This is a genomic window from Rhizobium sp. C104, from assembly GCF_022354505.1.
Classification (GTDB): Bacteria; Pseudomonadota; Alphaproteobacteria; order Rhizobiales; family Rhizobiaceae; genus Rhizobium; species Rhizobium redzepovicii.
The window spans coordinates 3,735,489-3,754,686 of the sequence record NZ_CP092348.1 but is presented as its reverse complement, the minus strand read 5'-3'; the positions used below and the strand labels follow the sequence as shown (position 1 = coordinate 3,754,686).

General features: G+C 61.3%; 15 protein-coding genes and 2 pseudogenes. 6 read left to right on the top strand and 11 right to left on the bottom strand.

The window, feature by feature from the left end; all coding sequences use genetic code 11:
- Positions 1-120: 120 nt before the first annotated feature.
- The 3 genes and pseudogenes from MF410_RS19665 to MF410_RS19655 form a co-directional block, all read right to left on the bottom strand.
- A complete protein-coding gene (locus tag MF410_RS19665) occupies positions 121-3,585 on the bottom strand; it encodes an error-prone DNA polymerase (protein ID WP_097625058.1) in 3,465 nt (1,154 codons plus the stop codon).
- Positions 3,582-4,996 (bottom strand): annotated as a pseudogene (locus tag MF410_RS19660) (DNA polymerase Y family protein). Before MF410_RS19660 ends, MF410_RS19665 begins: the two are co-directional and overlap by 4 nt.
- A 40-nt stretch (positions 4,997-5,036) precedes the next feature.
- Positions 5,037-5,980 (bottom strand): annotated as a pseudogene (locus MF410_RS19655) (hypothetical protein).
- A 161-nt stretch (positions 5,981-6,141) separates the two neighbouring features.
- Between MF410_RS19655 and MF410_RS19650 the strand changes: the two are divergent.
- Positions 6,142-6,579, top strand: coding sequence for a metallopeptidase family protein (locus tag MF410_RS19650; protein WP_003589582.1), 438 nt, complete (start codon positions 6,142-6,144; stop codon positions 6,577-6,579).
- A 187-nt stretch (positions 6,580-6,766) separates the two neighbouring features.
- Here MF410_RS19650 and MF410_RS19645 read toward each other — a convergent pair whose 3' ends face one another.
- On the bottom strand, positions 6,767-6,973 hold the full coding sequence (locus tag MF410_RS19645; protein WP_003589581.1) for a DUF1737 domain-containing protein: 207 nt from the start codon (positions 6,971-6,973) through the stop codon (positions 6,767-6,769).
- Positions 6,973-7,878: a CoA ester lyase gene (locus MF410_RS19640; protein ID WP_097625060.1), complete on the bottom strand. Its 906-nt coding sequence runs from the start codon at positions 7,876-7,878 to the stop codon at positions 6,973-6,975. The genes MF410_RS19645 and MF410_RS19640 overlap by 1 nt, the downstream gene beginning before the upstream one ends.
- Before the next feature lie 113 nt (positions 7,879-7,991).
- Here MF410_RS19640 and MF410_RS19635 point away from each other — a divergent pair, with 113 nt between their 5' ends.
- The 3 genes from MF410_RS19635 (at position 7,992) to leuD (ending at position 9,497) form a co-directional block, all read left to right on the top strand.
- Positions 7,992-8,225: a hypothetical protein gene (locus MF410_RS19635; RefSeq protein ID WP_003589579.1), complete on the top strand. Its 234-nt coding sequence runs from the start codon at positions 7,992-7,994 to the stop codon at positions 8,223-8,225.
- Between the two features lie 110 nt (positions 8,226-8,335).
- On the top strand, positions 8,336-8,755 hold the full coding sequence (locus tag MF410_RS19630) for a glyoxalase/bleomycin resistance/extradiol dioxygenase family protein (protein WP_097625061.1): 420 nt from the start codon (positions 8,336-8,338) through the stop codon (positions 8,753-8,755).
- Positions 8,756-8,888: 133 nt separating this feature from the next.
- A complete protein-coding gene (leuD, locus tag MF410_RS19625; RefSeq protein ID WP_064841181.1) occupies positions 8,889-9,497 on the top strand; it encodes a 3-isopropylmalate dehydratase small subunit in 609 nt (202 codons plus the stop codon).
- 60 nt (positions 9,498-9,557) lie between these two features.
- Here the strand turns inward: leuD and MF410_RS19620 are convergent, their stop codons facing one another.
- Positions 9,558-10,490: a pyridoxal-phosphate dependent enzyme gene (locus tag MF410_RS19620; RefSeq protein ID WP_097625062.1), complete on the bottom strand. Its 933-nt coding sequence runs from the start codon at positions 10,488-10,490 to the stop codon at positions 9,558-9,560.
- A 168-nt stretch (positions 10,491-10,658) separates the two neighbouring features.
- Between MF410_RS19620 and leuB the strand changes: the two genes are divergently transcribed.
- Together leuB and lpxE are read left to right on the top strand one after the other, a co-directional pair.
- Complete coding sequence (gene leuB / locus MF410_RS19615) at positions 10,659-11,771, top strand: 3-isopropylmalate dehydrogenase (protein WP_012559363.1); 1,113 nt, start codon at positions 10,659-10,661, stop codon at positions 11,769-11,771.
- Positions 11,772-12,002: 231 nt separating this feature from the next.
- Entirely contained in the window at positions 12,003-12,755 is a 753-nt protein-coding gene (gene lpxE / locus MF410_RS19610) for a lipid A 1-phosphatase LpxE (RefSeq protein ID WP_179867095.1), read from the top strand.
- A gap of 36 nt (positions 12,756-12,791) precedes the next feature.
- Here lpxE and MF410_RS19605 read toward each other — a convergent pair whose 3' ends face one another.
- From MF410_RS19605 to MF410_RS19585, 5 genes are all read right to left on the bottom strand, one after another.
- Positions 12,792-14,678, bottom strand: coding sequence for an MFS transporter (locus tag MF410_RS19605; RefSeq protein ID WP_097625063.1), 1,887 nt, complete (start codon positions 14,676-14,678; stop codon positions 12,792-12,794).
- Between the two features lie 184 nt (positions 14,679-14,862).
- Positions 14,863-16,125, bottom strand: coding sequence for an ABC transporter permease (locus MF410_RS19600; RefSeq protein ID WP_097625064.1), 1,263 nt, complete (start codon positions 16,123-16,125; stop codon positions 14,863-14,865).
- Positions 16,122-16,814, bottom strand: a complete 693-nt coding sequence (locus MF410_RS19595; protein ID WP_239619982.1) for an ABC transporter ATP-binding protein — start codon at positions 16,812-16,814, stop codon at positions 16,122-16,124. The genes MF410_RS19600 and MF410_RS19595 overlap by 4 nt, the downstream gene beginning before the upstream one ends.
- Positions 16,815-16,820: 6 nt before the next feature.
- Positions 16,821-17,288 carry a hypothetical protein gene (locus MF410_RS19590; RefSeq protein WP_097625066.1) on the bottom strand — a complete coding sequence of 156 codons (468 nt, stop codon included), beginning with the start codon at positions 17,286-17,288 and terminating at the stop codon, positions 16,821-16,823.
- A gap of 97 nt (positions 17,289-17,385) precedes the next feature.
- Positions 17,386-19,140 (bottom strand): alkaline phosphatase, encoded by a 1,755-nt coding sequence (locus MF410_RS19585; protein WP_239619980.1) that lies wholly within the window; start codon positions 19,138-19,140, stop codon positions 17,386-17,388.
- Positions 19,141-19,198: the final 58 nt, after the last annotated feature.

Here is a 19,198-nt window from a genome sequence, read left to right as displayed (position 1 = left end):
GGACACGGTGTCGGAATGACAAGCCAATGCATGTCGCCCGAGATTATGCAGTGCTTCCAGGGTGATGGCGCCATGAGGCAAGTGAAGGGGACCGACGACCCCGATCGGTGCTCACGCATTTTAATGGAAGTTGCGTCCGCGCGGCATCACCTCGGCGGTTTCCGCTGCGCCGGAATTGCGGCCTGTGGCCACCATCCGTTTTTCCAGCTCCGCTCTCTCCTGCGCCTGCGCAAGCTTTCTCTGCCGCTGATCGACACCTGGATTCAGCACTTCGTCTGCCCGCTCACAGACGCCGAAACGCCGAGCCTCGCGTTGCAGAATGCCGAGCGCCGGCGTCATGTCCTCGATATGCTCGACGACGGTATGGATCACGCCGCTCTGGCTTTGCAGCCTACCGCGGATTTTCACCAGCCGGGCGCCCATCACGACCGAGCGGTATGTGTCGAAGATTTTCGGCCAGACGATCGCATTGGCGACGCCGGTCTCATCCTCGAGCGTCATGAAGATCACGCCTTTGGCCGATCCCGGCCGCTGGCGCACCAGCACGAGGCCGGCGATAGTCACCCTTCTGCCGTTGGGGACCTTCAACAGATCGACATTGCGCGTCACATCCGCATGCCGCAATTCCTCGCGCAGGAAGGAGACCGGGTGCGCCTTCAGTGACAGCGAGAGATAACGATAGTCCTCGATGACCTGCTCTCCCGGCAGCATTTCCGGCAGCTTCGTTGCCGGTTCGGCCTGGAGATCGACATGACGGGCCTGTTCGAAAAGCGGCAGCTCCTCGGCCGCGCTCTTCACATCCAACGCCCGCACCGCCCAGAGCGCGTCGCGTCGTGATAGCCTCAGGGATTGGAACGCATCCGCATCCGCCAGTCGCTCGATGACGGATTTCGGCAGGCCGGACCGCAGCCAGAGATCCCGAACGGAACTGTAGCCTTTGCCTCGATTTTTGACGAGCAGCTCCATCTCTTTATCCGAGACACCCTTGATCTGCCGGAAGCCGAGCCGCACCGCGTGCCGGGCCCTGATGATCCCGCGCATCTCACGGTGGCGGAAATCGACGGCACTCGGATCGAAAGCGGCCTCTTCCAGACCGCAATCCCAGTCGGATTCGTTGATGTCGACCGGCAGGATTTTAACCCCGTGCTCGCGTGCATCCCGCACCAGCTGCGCCGGCGCATAAAACCCCATTGGCTGGGAATTCAGCATCGCCGCGCAGAAGACGTCGGGATAATAGGCCTTGAGCCATGAGGAGGCATAGACGAGCAGCGCAAAGGAGGCGGCATGGCTTTCCGGAAAACCATATTCACCAAAGCCTTTGATCTGGTTGAAACACTGCTGGGCGAATTCCTGAGCATAGCCCTTTGAGGTCATTCCCTCGATGAACCGCGTCTTGAAATTGCCGATCGTGCCGGTTCTCTTGAATGTCGCCATCGCTCTGCGAAGCTTGTCGGCCTCTGCCGGTTTGAAGCCTGCAGCAGTAATCGCGATCTGCATCGCCTGTTCCTGAAACAGCGGCACGCCGAGAGTTCTTTCGAGAACCGCTTCCAGCTCCTTGCTTGGATATTCGATCGGGATATTCTTGGCCCGCTGCTCTCGGCGCTTCAGATAGGGATGCACCATATCGCCCTGGATCGGTCCAGGCCGGACAATGGCCACCTCGATGACGAGGTCGTAGAACAGCTTCGGCTTGAGGCGCGGCAGCATGCTCATCTGCGCCCGGCTCTCGATCTGGAAGACGCCAAGCGTATCGGCCCGGCCCATCATCTCGTAAACCGGCCTGCCTTCGTCCCCATGTTCCCTGTTGCCGAGATCTGCCAGCGTCTTCTTCACACCGTAATGCCGTTCGAGCAGCGAAAAACCCTTCCGCAGGCAGGTCAGCATGCCGAGCGCCAGCACATCCACCTTGAGGATCTTGACGTTGTCGAGATCGTCCTTGTCCCATTCGATCATGTACCGATCCGGCATCGCCGTCTTCATGATCGGCACGACCTCGTCGAGCCGATCCCGCGTGATGACGAAACCGCCGACATGCTGGGTGAGATGGCGGGGGAAGCCGAGAAGCTCGGAGGCATATTTCAGCACGTTCCTGGTGACCGGATCCTTGATGTCGAGACCGGCCGCCTTTGCATCCCGCTCGGAAAGATTGTCCTCCGACCAGCCCCAGACGAGGCTGCTGATCGCCGACTGGACATCCTCCGACAAGCCGAAGGCCTTGGCGACTTCGCGGCCGGCCGAGCGGGTCCGGTAGGTGGTCACCCCAGCCGTCAGCCCGGCATGTTCTCTCTTGTAGGTTCTGTAGATGAACTGGATGACCTCTTCGCGCCGATCGTGCTCGAAATCGACATCGATATCCGGCGGTTCGTCACGATCCATCGAAATGAAACGGTCGAAGAGCAGCGTGCTCTTTTGAGGATCGACTTCCGTAATTTCGAGGCAATAGCAGATGACCGAATTTGCCGCCGATCCGCGCCCTTGGCACAGGACCTTGAGGTCATAACGGGCGTGATGGATGATCCTGTGAACCGTCAGGAAATAGGAGGCATAGTTCTTATCGCCGATGAGTTTTAGCTCATAATCGATCTGCTTCGCCACCTTGGCCGGGATACCCTCGGGATAGCGCCTTGCGGCTCCCGCCCGCGTCAGCCTCTCGAGCGTCTCCTGCGGCGTTTCGCCGGGATCGTTTTCAGGCGGATAATTATGCTCCAACTCCTTCAGCGAAAAGGTCAGTTTGCCGAAGAAGACCTGGGTATTTTCGATCGCACCAGGATAGTCCCGGAAGATCCGGACCATTTCACGTGAATCCTTGAGGTAGCGCTCGGCATTCGGCGCCAGCAGGAATCCGGCTTGCGCGATCTGCACATGCTCCCGGATCGCAATCACCACATCCGAAAGCGGCCGGCGTTCGGGATGGTGGTAAAGCGGCTGATTGGTCGCAATCAGCGGCACGCGATTGCGCGCCGCAAGCATGGCAAGCACCGCAAAGACCTGCCTGTCGCGGCCGTCATAGGCTGGCGCCAGCGCCATAAAGAAATCCTTGCGGAACCGTCTGCGAAACCGTTCCAGATAATCTTCCAGCGCCGACTGGCCCTCCTGATGATCGATAAGGGTGCGATCGGGAACCAGTGCGAGCATCATCTCGTCCCCCCATTCCATCAGCTCCGCTTCCGTCAGGATGCAGTTCCCCTTGACCGCTTCTTCCTTCAGATTGCCGGCGCTGAGAAGACGGCAGAGATTTGCCCAGCCCCGCCGATTGCGTGGGTAGGCGAGGATATCCGGCGTGTCATCTGAAAAGACCAGGCGGGCGCCCGGCTGAATCCGGATGGGCTCGAGAATCTCTTCCCGTTTCCCTTCCTTCTCCGCCTTGGCCAAGATCGCCTCTCTGTTCCTGTATCTCTCTTCGAGCTGCAGCGCCTGCGCATGCGCCCTGACCACGCCGGCAACCGAATTCCGGTCCGCAATGCCGAGACCGCCAAGCCGGAGATGAGCGGCCTGCACGACCATCTCTTCCGGACCGGAGGCGCCTTCGAGAAACGAAAAATTCGTCCTCACGCCGATCTCGAAAAATGCGGACCCGCTCTTCATGCAAACACACCGTGTATGAACCAGCGAGGATCGAGTTCGCGGCCATAAAAACCGCGACGATAGATCCAGAAGCGATGTCCGGTCTCGTCCTCGATGCGGAAATAGTCGCGCGCCTCGGCGTCATCCCCATCGATCCACCATTCCATGGCGATCCGTTCCGGCCCTTCGCTTCTTGCCACCTGATGCTGCAAGCGCCGCCAGCGGAAAATCTGCGGCGGACCATCGGGCACTTCGGCAAGCATGATCTCGACCGGCTCCGGCGTGGCGAAGAGCCGCAGCGGGCGCTCTTGGCGGAAAGGAAGCTGGATATCCTGCGCCGCCATCCGCTTGGGAAGACGATCCATCACGGGAACGGTGATGACGGCGCGTTCCGGCACGTGGCTCTCGCGGAGCTGGAAGCTTTGCAGGCAATCCGCACCCAGCCGGGCCGAGACCCGGTCGACGAAAACAGAAAGCGAGATCTCTCCCTGACGGTCGCCCTCGAAATCACCCTGCGCCTCATTGAAGGGATCATGCCGCAACACATTCAACCGCAGGATTTCGAAACCATAGCCCGCATCGAGATCGTCATAAACCGCCTGCAATCGCTCGGAAAAAAGCCCGGCAATGAATTTTGGTTCGCGAAGCGGCTGCGAAGCGCCGACGGCGATACGAAAAACCCTGCCGTCGACGCGGAACAGCACCAGTTCGAACACCCGCCCGCCAATCCCCCGCGTCTCCAGCGACGGCTGCAGCGATATGGCGACCTGCCGGGTGACGGCAAGGATCTGTTCTTCCGTGCCGATCGGCTCGATCAGGCGGCTTTCGGCCGAGAGGCTGGCGACAGGACGCCGCGGCGAGACCGGCTCCTCCTCGCGTCCCAGCGCCTGGTCGAGACGCAGAAGCAGTCCTGCGCCGAACCGGCGGGTCAGCGGCGCGCGCGGTGCATCGATGACGTCGCCGACATATTTCAGGCCAAGCTTCCTCAGCGCATCGACGGTTTGTCCTTCCAGCCGCAAGGCTGCAACCGGCAAGGACATCAGCACCTGCTCCGCCTCCTCGTCTTCGATCACGCCGCCTTGCCCGAAGCGCGACGCTGCCCAGGAAAGGCCTGGTGAGGATGAGATGGCGCCACGCGCATCGATCCCCATATGAAAAAGCCGCGACAGCACATCCTTGAGAAGCGCCTTTTCCCGCCGAAGAGATGGGCGCAGCCGCTAATGTCGAGAAACAGACCGTCCTTGCCGTCGAACGCCACCAGCGGCGTATAACGGTCGCACCAGTCGGCAATGGCCTCCAGCAACCGGCGGTCGGCTGCCGGATCGTCTTCGGCGACCTCGAGCGTTGGGTACATGGCGCGCGCTTCGGCAACGCCCTGATCCTTTTTCAGCCCCAGCCGCTCTGCCAACTCGTCCAGCGCCGTCAGCCGCATGGCATTGTTGAGCTTGCCGGAACAGACGATAGGCGGTGCCTCAGGACGCCCTGTCGAACGCCAGGAGAGCCCCCATCGCCTGCGGGCGATGCGGTCCGTTGGCAGATGCGGAAAGCTGAGCGCCAGAATACGCTGACGGCTCGCCTGGAGGACGAACGAGGTTTGGCTCGGCGAGAGGGAGAAATTCGCGTTCATGGGGGTTCCACTCCAGAAAAAAGCAGAGCGGGGCCGGATTACGGCCCTTCTCCAGCGTGAGACGGAAAATCGGATTGCCGATGCTGCCGGAAAGCTTCGATTCCCCCGGCAACGGCCGCAGAGCGGATGGACCCGGTTCGACATGCAGACGGAAGGCCGCACTGCTTGCCTCCTCCGCCCCGGCCTGGCGGACAAGAAAGAGCGGACGGCGGGCAGCACGCGCCCGAAGACTGAGCCTGCGGCTTTCGGTCAGGCCGAAATGGGCGGGATTGCCGCGCACTTCGAAGATGACGGCCGAGAAGGCAGCGCTTTCCAACGCGGTTTCCACCAGCCAGAGCGCCTCGTCCAGCTTGCGCGGCGCCGCATGGAGAAACCGCTCCGGGCTCAGCCCGAAATCCCGCAGCCCGGGAGCATAGGGACGACCGGCCTCCAGCGTGCCGACGGCATCGCCGATCCAGAGCAACGGCAGAAGCCTGCCGGCATCTGCTTCCTGCTTCTGCAGTCGCGCGGCGACAGCCATCGCCAGCCCGCTTGCCGCACCGGCATCACGCGACAGAGCGGAGCGGAATTCGGTGATCGCATCGAGGGGCAGGCCGCCTTCCAGCGCCTCGTCAAGACACTCCACCCCAAACGCCAGCGGCGGCAGACTGCATCTCCGAGCTGTCTTTCCCCCTCTGCCAAGGCTTCCCGCTCCGCTGCCGCAAGCGCCGGCGCGGGCTTCCCCTCCAGTTTGGCGATGGTTTCGCGGAGCGCAAAAAGCCGCTCGCGCGCCAGGGCGTGCTGCGCCATGGCGTTCTCCAATCCGTATTGTTCCTGTTATGTTCTTATAGATTCCAGAGAGCTAATGAAGAGTCAACGGCCATTTTCTATGAATTTATTCCTGCCTTTGATTCCGCACTCGAAAATCGGCGATAAAGGTTCTATATGGGCCCGCAAAGGAAGGAATATTCATGGCCCGCATAGACCAGAGCGATGATTGGCGGGACCGCCATGCGCCGACGATCAGCACCTTCGAGTCGCTGGCCATGGAGGCCTATAGCCATCTGCCGGATGAGTTTCGCCAGCTGACGACCAACCTTACGATCGAGATCGAAGATTTCCCCGATGACGATGTTTTCGAGGACATGGCGCTGGAAACCCCTTTCGATCTTCTCGGTCTTTTCGAGGGCAGGGGTATTTCCGAACGTTTCACGCTGGAAACCGGCGAGATGCCGAACCGCATCCGCCTCTACCGGCGCCCCATTCTCGATTACTGGGCCGAGAACGACGAGACGCTCGGCGATATCATCACCCACGTCCTGATCCACGAGATCGGCCACCATTTCGGGCTGAGCGACGACGATATGGAGCGGATCGAGGCAAGCGCCGAGGAAGCCGCCGAGCGCTAGCGCATCGGCCCCAAAATCGGAATCGATTTTCGGATAGCACGATGCGTAGATTCAAACTGTTACAGCGTCCTTTGCGCGTCTGAAGACGCGCGGCGCTGTAATACATGTCGCCCGGAAAGTGTGCAGCGGTTCCGGGATAACGACGTGCACAAACAAAGAGCTGAAGCCGTGCTTCCGGCAGGACGCGTTATTGCTCGGAGAGCTTTATCTCGGGATGGTAATCCTTGCCTTCGACCGTCTTGACGACGGCCTGGCCGCACTGCATCGCGCCGGTTGCGGCATTGAAGGCATAGGTCGGCGAGCCCTCCAGCGACCAGCCCTTGTTGAGGGCGGCGGTGACCTTGTGGCAGAAGGAAGCATCGTCGGGACCGGTCAGGAAGCGGTAGAGTTTCATCAGGCGGGCTTTCTTGCAGAAATCAGGCGAGCTTTATGAACCAGAGCTTCGGCTTGGACAAGATGCAGCCGCTCGATCATCCGCCCGCCTGAATTGATGACATTCAGCCCCTGGGAAGCCGGATCGGCAAAGGCAGCGATGATCGCCTCCGCCTCCGCAATCGCTGCCGGATCCGGGCCGAAATGCCGATTGGCGGCCTCGATCTGGGTCGGATGGATCAGCATCTTGCCGGCAAAACCCATGGCCCGGCCCTGCAGGCATTCGGCATCGAACCCCTGCTCGTCCCTGAAGTCGTTGAAGACGCTGTCGATCGCATCGAGCCCGTAGGCGCTGACCGCCAGGACGACCTGCATCAGCCACGGCACGAGATAGGTTCGTCCCGGCTGCGGCAGGACGCCTGTTTCCTTGCGCAGATCATTGAGCCCGACGACGAGGCAATCGAGCCGCGAGCCCGGCGTGCGGCCGGATTCGGCGATCGCTCCAGCATTCAGCACGCCGCGCGGCGTCTCGATCATCGCCCAGATGCGCAGTTCCTCCGGCGCATCTGAATCGGCGAGCAGATCGCCCATATCGGTGATATCCCGAGGTCCGTCGACCTTGGGAAGCAGAACGGCGTCGGGCAAAAGCGCCTTGACCAGATCCAGGTCCGCCGGCCCGAATTCGGATGACAAAGAATTGATGCGGATGATCCTCTCCCTGCCCTCAAGCGGCGGGCCGGCAAAAAAGGCGCGCAGATTTTCCCGCGCTTGCCCCTTCTTCTCGGGCGAGACGGAATCCTCCAGATCGAAAATAACCGTATCGCAATCAAGCGAATGGCTTTTTTCGAGCGCCCGGAGATTAATGGAGGGCACGCTCAGCACCGAGCGGCGCAGATTTAACGAACGGCGAGGGATGGTTTGGCTCATCGATCATTAGTGCCAAGCTTCGCAAAGCCCGGCAAGACAACAAAAAGCCATGCTTGCCTTGCAGAGAGGAAAAAGAAGGACCACATTCCTTTCCGAAGAAAGGTCTAAAACCCATGCAGAACATTCGCTCCATCTTCTTCATGCTTGCCGGCGCCACCGTTTTCGTGGCCATGCTGCTTTTCACCTTCTCGGTGACGCTTGCCGTCGGCGGTATCCTGACCGTGCTGATGGTCGGACGTGCGCTATCGATGAAGATGAAGCCCGCTCCGGTGCGCGCCAAGGCAAACAATGGCCAACGCGAAATGCGCATCTGGAACGACGGCCGCGGCACGATCATCGATCTCTGAACGGCTCACGCTTAAAAAACCTGACTGACACTGTCGCATCATGCTTCCATCATACGTCTTAGAAGCAGCCGAGCATTCTGCCGGCGCTTCAAAACGAATGGAGGAAGAGCATGGATGCGACGGAAAACAATCCGGTCAAGATGCCGCCGGTCAAGAATGGCCTGCTGCCCTATCTGACGGTCGGCGGTGCTGTGAAAGCCGCGGAATTCTACAAAAAAGCTTTCGGCGCCGAAGAAGCCTATATCGTACCGGTCGACGAGAGTGGCCGGACGATGCATGTGCATCTCTACATCAACGGCAGCTCCCTCATGCTGTCGGATGCCTATCCCGAATACGGCCATCCCTTCAAAGGCCATGAAGGCTTCGCTATCCAGCTGGTTATCGACGATATCGATTTCTGGTGGGATCGCGCCGTCGCTGCCGGCGCCGAAGTCGTCATGCCGGTCGAACTGATGTTCTGGGGCGACCGCTACGGCCAGCTTCGCGACCCGTTCGGTGTCGTCTGGGGCCTGAACGCACCGACCAAGTAACGGCACATACGCAGAGGGCAGGCCGCGCGAAACGTCGCGTGGCTGCCTTTTCCAAAGATTCTCCTTCATTTCGGCGGAAAACTGGACTAGATGCAAATTCAGAAAGTAGATTTGCTGAAATGGAGCATGGGTCATGGATAAATTCGTGAAGCTCACGGGCGTTGCTGCGCCACTGCCGGTCGTCAACATCGACACCGACATGATCATTCCGAAGGATTATCTGAAGACCATCAAGCGCACTGGCCTCGGCACCGGCCTTTTCGCTGAAGCCCGTTATAATGAAGACGGCTCCGAAAATCCGGATTTCGTGCTGAACAAGCCGGCCTATCGCGACGCCAAAATCCTGGTCGCCGGCGACAATTTCGGCTGCGGTTCCTCGCGCGAGCACGCTCCCTGGGCATTGCTCGATTTCGGCATCCGCTGCGTGATCTCCACCAGCTTCGCCGATATTTTCTACAACAACTGTTTCAAGAACGGCATCCTGCCGATCAAGGTCAGCCAGGAAAATCTCGACAAGCTGATGGACGACGCCTCGCGCGGCTCCAACGCCATCCTGACCGTCGACCTTGAGAATCTCGAGATCACCGGTCCCGATGGCGGCTCGATCAAGTTCGATCTCGACGAGTTCAAGCGCCACTGCCTGCTGAACGGCCTCGACGACATCGGCCTGACGCTGGAAAAGGGCAAGGCGATCGACAGCTTCGAAAAGAAGAACGCCGCTTCGCACCCCTGGGCTGCTTAAGCCATCCAACTGGTGATCGATCAAGCCGGGCCTTCGCCCGGCTTTTTCTTTGATATCAGGTCAGAGAAACTTCTCTTTCCAGAGCCGCAGCTTTTCGAGCGATACGCCGATGCCGCCGCAGACTTCGATCAGCGGATTGTCAAAGCGGGCAAACAGCTCGGCATGCACATCGGCAACGGCAAGTGCTGCACCGCAGGCCGGCTCGACCAGAATGCGCTGCGCATCGGCAAATTTCAGACAGGCGGCAACCGCATCGGCGTCGCTGACGAGAACACTTTCGATCGGATGCTGTTTCGGCAAGTCGAAGACATGCTGCGCCACCTGCCGCGCGCCGAGCGACGTGGCAATCGAGGTGATGGCGGGCAGGGTGATACGTTCATTCGCCTTGAGGCTGGCGTTCAGCGAGGCCGCCCCTTCGGTTTCGACGGCAATGACAGGCACATCGGCAAGCCCATTGCGCTTCAACCCCTCGACAATACCGGCAAGCAGCCCGCCGCCGCCGACGCTGGTGACGACGCAATCGAATTTTGCACCCTTCGCCACCACCTCGTCGATCAGCGTCGCATGACCATCCCACAGAAGCGGATGGTCGAAGGGATGCACATAACTCGCCTTGCGGCTCTCCGCGAGTTCGACGGCATGGGCATTGGCTTCGTCGAAAACCGACCCGTGGACGAGGACATTGGCGCCCGTTGCGGCGATCGTCTGCCGGACATCGGCCGCCGTCGTTTCCGGCACGACGATGGTGACCGGCACGCCGAGCGCCCGGCCGGCATAGGCCGCGGCAATACCGGCATTGCCGCCGGACGCACAGAAGATCTCGCGCGCGCCATTTTCCACTGCGTGCTGGCAAAGCCGGCCGACGCCGCGCAGCTTGAAGCTGCCGGAAGGCTGCAGCGCATCGAGCTTCAGCCAGAGCCGCTTGCCGCTGGCGCTGTAGTCAGGCGCTGTCTGAACCAATGGCGTATCGAGATGGAGCGGTGCTAAAGGCATGGGAAACATCCGGGGACATGGAAGGTAAGATGCCGTTCTAGCCTGTTTGCAAGCGCAGGAGCAATCATCACGACCGAAACCGAAGCGTACCGATTCACTGCTTCTCTCGCTTGAAATGCCCATTTCCGGGGTCTAAGAAACCGCAACTTGTTTTTCCAGGAGGGTTTCATGACTGTGCGCAATCTTTTCCTGCTGCCGGGTGACGGCATCGGTCCCGAGGCGATGGGCGAGGTCCGCAAGATCATCGCCTATATGAACGAGGCGATGGGTGCCGGTTTCGTCACCGACGAAGGCCTTGTCGGCGGCTCCGCCTATGATGCGCATGGCGCGGCGATCTCCGAAGCCGATATGGTAAAGGCGCTTGCCGCCGATGCCGTTCTCTTCGGCGCCGTCGGCGGTCCGAAATGGGATAGCGTTCCTTACGAAGTGCGCCCGGAAGCCGGCCTGTTGCGGCTGCGCAAGGACCTTCAGCTGTTTGCCAACCTGCGTCCCGCCATCTGCTATCCGGCCCTTGCCTCGGCCTCATCTCTGAAGCCGGAACTGGTCGAAGGTCTCGACATCCTGATCATCCGCGAACTGACCGGCGGCGTCTATTTCGGCGAGCCGAAGGAGATCATCGATCTCGGCAACGGCCAGAAGCGCGGTATCGACACCCAAGTCTACGACACCTACGAGATCGAGCGCATTGCCGGCGTCGCCTTCGAAATGGCCCGCACCCGGCAGAACCGCGTCTGCTCCATGGAAAAGCGCAACGTCATGAAGTCGGGCGTGCTCTGGAACCAGGTGGTGACCGAGACGCACAAGGCGAAATATTCCGACGTCCAGCTCGAACATATGCTGGCCGATGCCGGCGGCATGCAGCTGGTGCGTCAGCCCAAGCAGTTCGACGTCATTGTCACCGACAATCTCTTCGGCGACATGCTCTCCGATGTCGCCGCCATGCTGACAGGCTCGCTCGGCATGCTGCCGTCGGCCTCGCTCGGCGCGCCTGACGGCAAGACCGGCAAGCGCAAGGCGCTCTACGAGCCGGTGCACGGCTCGGCCCCCGACATCGCCGGCAAGGGCATCGCCAACCCGATCGCCATGATCGCCTCCTTCGCCATGTGCCTGCGTTACTCCTTCAATCTGGTGAAGGAAGCCGACGACCTGGAAAAGGCGATCGCCAACGTGCTCGACAAGGGCATCCGCACCGGCGACATCATGGCCGATGGCGCAAGGCAGGTCGGCACCGTCGAGATGGGCGATGCGATCCTTGCCGAGTTCAAGACGCTGTCAGCCTGATATATTTCACGTGAAACATGGGCCCTCCGCATGACATGCGGAGGGCTGTTTATGCGGGGAGCGCGAGCCGCAACCCGCTCGGTCGATTTCTCCGAAACGGACTATTCTCGGCCGCAATCTCGTGTATTTTTGCGCCGGATTTCAGCGAGCGCCTATCCCGGTAATAAGCGCGCCCTCGACGCGTCTTTCGGGCGCGCGGCGCTCAAGGGCGAATTCGAACGGACGATGGCAATGCGGGCATTTTGGGCTTCCCTGGACAGGCGCTGGCGCCGGAGCGGCGTCGGCATGCCGCCATTGCGTTGGAAGGCCTGCCTCTTCATCACGCTCAATGCCGTGATCCTCTCCATGCTGCTCTTCGATGCACCGATCGGCGCCAGCGAAGTTCCCGCACCGGTGAAGCACCTCGGCGAGATGATGACCGGTTTCGGCGATTCCGCCTGGCTGATCTTTACCAGCATCCTGCTGTTCTTTCAGGGCAGGGCGGGCTACAAGCTGGTGAAGACGGCGCGCTCCAAGGCGCAGGCGCTCTATGTCAGCTGGATCGGCGCCTATCTCTTTGCCACCGTCGTCTTCTCCGGGCTTCTCGCCAATCTGCTGAAACGGGCGATCGGCAGGGCCCGTCCCGACCATTTTTACGACTACGGCATGTTTTCCTTCACGCCCTTTTCAGGCCATGCCGCTTTCGAAAGTTTCCCCTCCGGCCATTCCACCACGGTCGGGGCCTTCTTCGCCGCCTTTGCCCTGTTGTTTCCGCGCTACCGCGTTCTCTTCATCGCCGGCGCCATCTGGCTCGGCATGACGCGCGTCATGGTCGGCGCCCACTATCCGAGCGACGTCATTGCCGGCCTTGCCTTCGGCGGCTGGTTTTCGCTGCTGACGGCGATCGTCTTTGCCCGCTGCGGCTTGCTCTTCAAACTGGGGCCGGATGGCTGGCCGATTGCGAAACACTTCTTCCCCGACATGAAAAAGCCCGGCGCCTTGTAAGCGCCGGGCCATTTACCTCAAGCGCTGAAGCGCCGCTCAGTCCATAGCGTGGATATCTCTGTTCTTCGTTTCCGGCAGGAAGATCAGGCCGATCACCAGGGTGATCGACGCAAAGACGATCGGGTACCAGAGACCGTAATAGATATCGCCCGCGGCAGCGCTCATCGCGAAGGCCGTCGCCGGCAGCAGGCCGCCGAACCAGCCGTTGCCGATGTGATAGGGCAGCGACATGCCGGTATAGCGAATGCGGGTCGGGAAAAGCTCGACCAGCAGAGCGGCGATCGGGCCATAGACCATCGTTACATAGAGGACGAGCACGAACAGGATCGCAATCGTGCCGATCCAGTTGACGCGGGCGGGATCGGCGGTCATGGCGAAAGCGCCGCCATTGGCGACGTTATAGACCGCCATGTCGGTGACGCCATTGGCCTCATCCGCCGTCAGCAGCTTGGTCTCGACCAGCTTGGCCGCCGGCATGGTTTCCTTCTCGCCGGCACGCACGGTATCGGCATTCAGCGACAGTTCCGGATTGGCTGCGATGAAAGCATCGAGCTTGGCATCCGGCACCTTGGCGGCGCCGCGCTTCAGCGGATAGCCGGCATCGTGGAGCGCGATATTGACGCCCTTTTCGAAAGCCGCGGTCATGCCCTTGGCCTTGTCGCCGGCGGCAACGACGTCGAAGCTCGGGATCGTCTCGTTGCCGACCTTTACCGTTGCCGGCTGACCGGCGGGACCGGACACGACATCATAAGGCACCGAGTTCTTTGTCAGGAACGCCGTCGCCACGTCGCAGGAGCTGGTGAACTTCGACGTGCCGGTCGGATTGAACTGGAATTTGCAATCCGCCGGATCGGCCGTAACCGTTGCCCGGATCGAGGCCTGTGCTTCGGCAAGCGCCGGGTTGGCCGTCCAGGTCATCGCCTTGAACAGCGGATTATACGTTACCGCCGCGATGAGAAGGCCTGCCATGATGATCGGCTTGCGACCGATCTTATCGGAGAGACCGCCGAAGATGACGAAGAACGGCGTGGCGAGGAAGAGCGCGATGGCGACCATGATGTTGGCCGACTGCAGGTCTACCTTCAGCACGTTCTGCAGGAAGAACAATGCATAGAACTGGCCGCCGTACCAGACGACCGCCTGGCCCATGGTGGCGCCGAGAAGCGCGATGATCGCAATCTTGGCGTTTCTCCATGTCCCGAAGGCTTCGGTCAGCGGCGCCTTGGAGCCCTTGCCTTCCGCCTTCATGCGCTGGAACGCGGGTGATTCGTTCATCTTCAGGCGGATCCAGACGGAAATGCCGAGCAGGACGACCGAGACCAGGAACGGAATGCGCCAGCCCCAGGCAGCAAATTGAGCCGCACCCATCAGATATTGAACCAGAACGATGACGATCAGCGACAGGAACAGGCCGAGCGTCGCCGTCGTCTGGATCCATGAGGTGAAGTAGCCGCGGCGCCCGTTCGGCGCGTGTTCGGCGACATAGGTTGCCGCACCGCCATATTCACCGCCCAGCGCCAGACCCTGGAGCAGGCGCAGTGCGATCAGGATGATCGGGGCTGCGATGCCGATGGTGGCGGCACCCGGCAGGATGCCGACGAGGAAGGTCGACAGACCCATGATCATGATCGTCACCAGGAAGGTGTACTTCCGGCCGACCAGATCGCCGAGACGGCCGAATACCAGCGCGCCGAACGGGCGCACCAGGAAGCCGGCGGCAAAGGCAAGCAGCGTGAAGATGTTGCGCGTCGCCTCGGGATATTGGGTGAAATAGGTCGCGCCGATATAGGTGGCGAGCGAACCGTAGAGATAGAAATCATACCATTCGAAAACGGTGCCGAGCGAAGAAGCGAAGATCACCTTCTTCTCTTCGCCGGTCATCGGACCGGCCTTCGCGCCGTCGATGCTTGCGACATTTGCCATTGTCTGTCCTCCACAGAGTGATGAGCACGCGCGCGACCTACTCTCCTCAAAGCAGACCCCTGGCCGCGACACGCCTGACGAGAGTGTGCCAGAAACGGCAGATCAAAAGAGAGATGCTTTGGGATTATGACTTTAGTCTAATGGCAACGCGCTTGGCAGGCAGCCGAGTCGTCAGCCGGCCTGGTTACGCTCTCAGCGCCTGCGCCGGCGATTGCCGGTAGGCGAGCACCGCCGGCAGCGCGGCCAAAATTGTCGCGAAGACGAGCAGCACCGCCGCAAGCCCGGCGTCTTCACGGGCGAAACCGACCGGCATGGCGATCCCGCTCGTCTGAGAGAACATGCCAGACAAGGTCAGCGCCGCAGCGTAACCGAACGTGAAACCGAGCCCGATGCCGACGGCCACCAGGAAGAAGAATTCCAGCCAGACGATGCCGAAAATCGCGCCGCGCGGGGCGCCGAAAGCCCGCAGCGCGCCGATCTGGCGCCGGCGTTGGCCGATATGGATGACCGTGACCAGCACCAGCGAGGCGGCGACGAGCGCTTGCGCGCCGGCGGCGACCGCAACAAGGATCTGTTTGGCGTCGCCGAGCGTGCCGTAGAGATTGGTCAGCACCTCGCCGGGGAAAACGGCGACGGTATTGCCGCTGCGATACTCCTGCCGCAGCTTATAGGCGTCGGCTATCGTCTTCGGCTTGACGAGGATGGCGGGAAGGCCGGGAGCATCCGCAGCCCACTTCTCGTCGATCACGGCATCCGGGTCGATTTCGCCGTGATGCTCATGTACATCGTGACCGGCGCCTTCATGCTCATGATCGTGTCCAGCCTCGCCTTCATGCTCTTCCGCCCCCAGACCATGGATATGCCAGACGGCCTGGATCGGAACCAGAATGGCCCGGTCCCAGGCCGTGCCGGTCGGCCGCAAGCGGCCGGCGACGTGATAGACGAGTTCGGTGTGGGTCTCGCCGCCTTCTTCCGCCACGCCATGCATCGGCTTGATCTCGGCCCCGAGCGGTAACTTGACCGCAGAGCCGATCACCGCTTCTCCCTCGCGGGCGAAAATCCTGCCCTCGGCAAAGCCGCCAGACAGGTTCTCCGCCAACGTCACCGTCGTGCCGACGATCGGATAGCCGGAGAAGGAATCACCGAAGCCGATCGGCGCCGCCCAGTCGACGCGGGGATCGGCGGCAAGCCTGGCCAGCACATCGCCCGGCATCAGCGGCAAAGGCGAGGGCTGCAGGAAAACGGAGGACAGCACGAGCTGCGTCTCGCTGCCGCCGGCGCCGATGACGAGATCGAACTTGTCGGCAGCGCGTGCGCTGCCGAGACGAAGCGCCCGCTCCTGCAGCACGACGCAAACGCCGAGCGCGGTCGCAAGCGCCACCAGCAGCACGACCACCAGCGACCCCGCCCAGAGGCGGCGAAGATCGGAAAAGATGAAACGGATCATATAGCCTCTCCCGCCGTTGCCGCGGAATCGTTGCTGACCCGGCCGGAACCGAAGGTGATACGCCGGTCGAGGCGGCCGGCAAGGCGCTGATCGTGTGAAACGACGATCAGCGTGCTGCCTTCGGCAAAGGCGAGATCGAGGATGAGATCGCCGACAGCCTCGCCGCTTTCGGCATCGAGGCTTGCCGTCGGTTCGTCGGCAATGATGACGCCGGGCTTGCGCAGCAGCGCCCGGCCGATCGCCACGCGCTGCATCTCGCCGCGCGACATGGTTTCGATCTTCTGGCCGGGGCGGGAAAGACCGACCGCGCTCAAAAGCGCATGCGCCCGCTCAATGACATCAGCCGTGGCGACACCCGCAAGCCGCGCCGGTAAAAGCACGTTCTCCAGCGCCGACAGGCCGGGAAAGAGATGAAATTCCTGCATGACCAGGCCGATATTGGCGGCACGGAACCGGTCGCGCCGGCTTTCGGAAAAACCAGCAATATCCTCGCCGTTCCAACGGATGCGGCCCTGGCGCGTCCGTTCCAGCCCGGCAACGATATTGACGAAAGTGCTCTTGCCGGATCCGGACGCGCCTGTAATGGCAACCCTGCTGCCGGCATCGATCGACAGGCTAGTGATTGCCAGCGCCGACGAGGACAGGCCTGGGAAGGTGACATCTAGGTTTTCGATATTGAGAGCGAGCATATCGGTTCAGACGGCGGAATATTCGGCCCGGCGGATCCGCAGCAGGCTGACGAAGCCGGTGTCCGGGTCCGTCCAGGAGCCATATTCCAGCATGCCGCGCACTTCGATCGTCTGGCGCGGCTGCACGAAGGTCTGTTTCTCCCCGAGATAGACGACGACGATATTATCCGGCCAGTCCGCATCCGAGGAGCAGAAGGGGCAGAGCGACATCGGCATCTCGGTGAGCACAAAGAACTGAGCCTCGGCCTTCAGGGGCGGCGCCATGAAACCTTTCATGCTGATTTCCTGCCCGGCAAGGCGCTTCACCTTGTCGGAAAATTCAAGGCCGAGCACGCCGAACTTGCCATAAAGCTCATCGAAACTGATCACGGAACCTGCTGCAAAACTCGGGCGAGCAACAGCGGCGAAAGCCAGCGTGCCGATGGCGCCGATCAGGCCGCGGCGGCTGAGATGCAGCGAAGGGAGCTTTTCCATGGCGATCTCCAAGAATTAAATCCCGGCCGCTGAACGGCCGGGACCATGATCGACGAAACAGGCAAAGCCGGCAAGCGACTGCCGGATCGGCCTCAGATCAATTCGTCTGCTTGGCGCCGAGAGCGAAGGTGTCGGCGAGCACGCGATAGACGTCGCTCTGTTCCATATAGCCATGGAACTCTTCAGAACCCGGACCGGCCGACTGCAGGACGACGTCGTCGACCGCATGGACGCCGCTGTCGCCGGTCTTCGGAATATTGCCCTGCACGAAGACCGCGCCGGGAACATCCTTGTACTGCTCGTTGGCGACATATTCCTTCTTTTCGTTCTGGACAGCCGGAACGAACGGACCATCGAGCTTCGGACGGAAGGTCTCGTAGTGGTCAGGGCCGTTGTTGGCGCTCAGGAACAGGCGACGGCTGACGTCGATCTTGTCAGGGTAACCGTCGCCGTTTTCGTCCTTGTAGTTCGGGAAGCCGGCTTCCGCATAGGTGCCGACCTTTTCGCGCATTTCGGTGCCGGGCTTGTCGTCATCGACGGTGCCGATGATCGATACACCGTGGGTGTGGTCGCCGGTGACGACGATCAGCGTGTCCGGATGGGCCTTCTGGAATTCGCGGGCAACGCCGATGGCCTGGTCGAATTTGATGGTTTCGAAGACGGCGCGATCCCAATCGAGCGGATGCGACATCTTGTCGATCGAGGAACCCTCGACCATCAGGAAGAAACCGTCCGGATTCTTGGAGAGGCGGTCGAGCGCAACCTTGGTCATGGCGACGAGACCCGGCTGGTTCGGGAACTTGTCGACGGTGCCCTTCTTCAGGAACTCGCGATCGAGCGTGACGTCCATATTGCCGGTGTGGAAGAGACCGAGGAGATTGCCTTCGGCCGATGCATTGGCGGCGAGCTCGTTCTTGTCGGTCGCAAGCTTGTAGCCGGCATCCTGGAACAGCTTAATGTAGTCCTGGTTGTCCTTGCGCTTGGAACCGGCGACCTCTTTGCCGAGGAAATAGGCCGAGCCGCCGCCGAGCAGGACTTCCGGCTTGACGTCGAGCAGCATGCCGACGACATCGGCCTTGTCGTTGCGGTTGCGGGTATGGGAAACGACGGCAGCCGGCGTCGCGTCTTCGACTTCGGCGGTTGCGACGATGCCGATCGACTTCTTCGTCGTGCGGCGAACAGCTTCCGCGAAGGTTTCGACGCGCGGGTCATCGAGCGAGGCCGGGGTGCGGTCCGCGTAGACGCCGAGCGCGTTGACGGCGGTCTTGTGGCCCGTCATGTAGGCCGACATGGTATTGGCGGAGTCCGTGGAGACGGCATTCGTCGAGGAGGTGCCGATGAAAGCCATGCGATCGAGATCGTCCATGTTCAGGCGGCCGTTCGCCTTGCCCTCGGTCATGCCCTTCGACATGATGCGGGCAGCGGTGCGATGCGCGACGGAAAGACCGTCGCCGAGCAGGAAGATGATGTTCTTGGCCTTCGGCTGGGCCGCGGTTTCGTAAACATTCCAGGTGACGGACTTCGTTTCGTCGCCGGCAGCAACCTCGACCTTGTAGGCGCCGGGAGCGGAGATCTTCAGGCCGCGCAGCAGCAGAGCGGAACCGAGAGCCTTATCCTCTTTGCCCTTTTCCAGTTCGACGAACTGCGCCTCGCCGCCGAGGACGGTCTTGTAGTCCTGGCCGTTGACCGTGATCTTCACGTCTTCGGGCTTGACCTGCTTGTTGAGTTCGACCTTGAAATCGAACGGCGAACCGGCAAGAATCGTGGCGCGATCGAGCGGATAGACCGTTGTCGCCTGAGCCGCGCCCGCAAGCATGGTGGTGGCCGCAAAGGCGGCAAGAAGCGTACGCATGGAAAACCCCCGTTTTCGTTGCAGTCATTAAATAACCGAGCCGGGATACCTCCCGGGG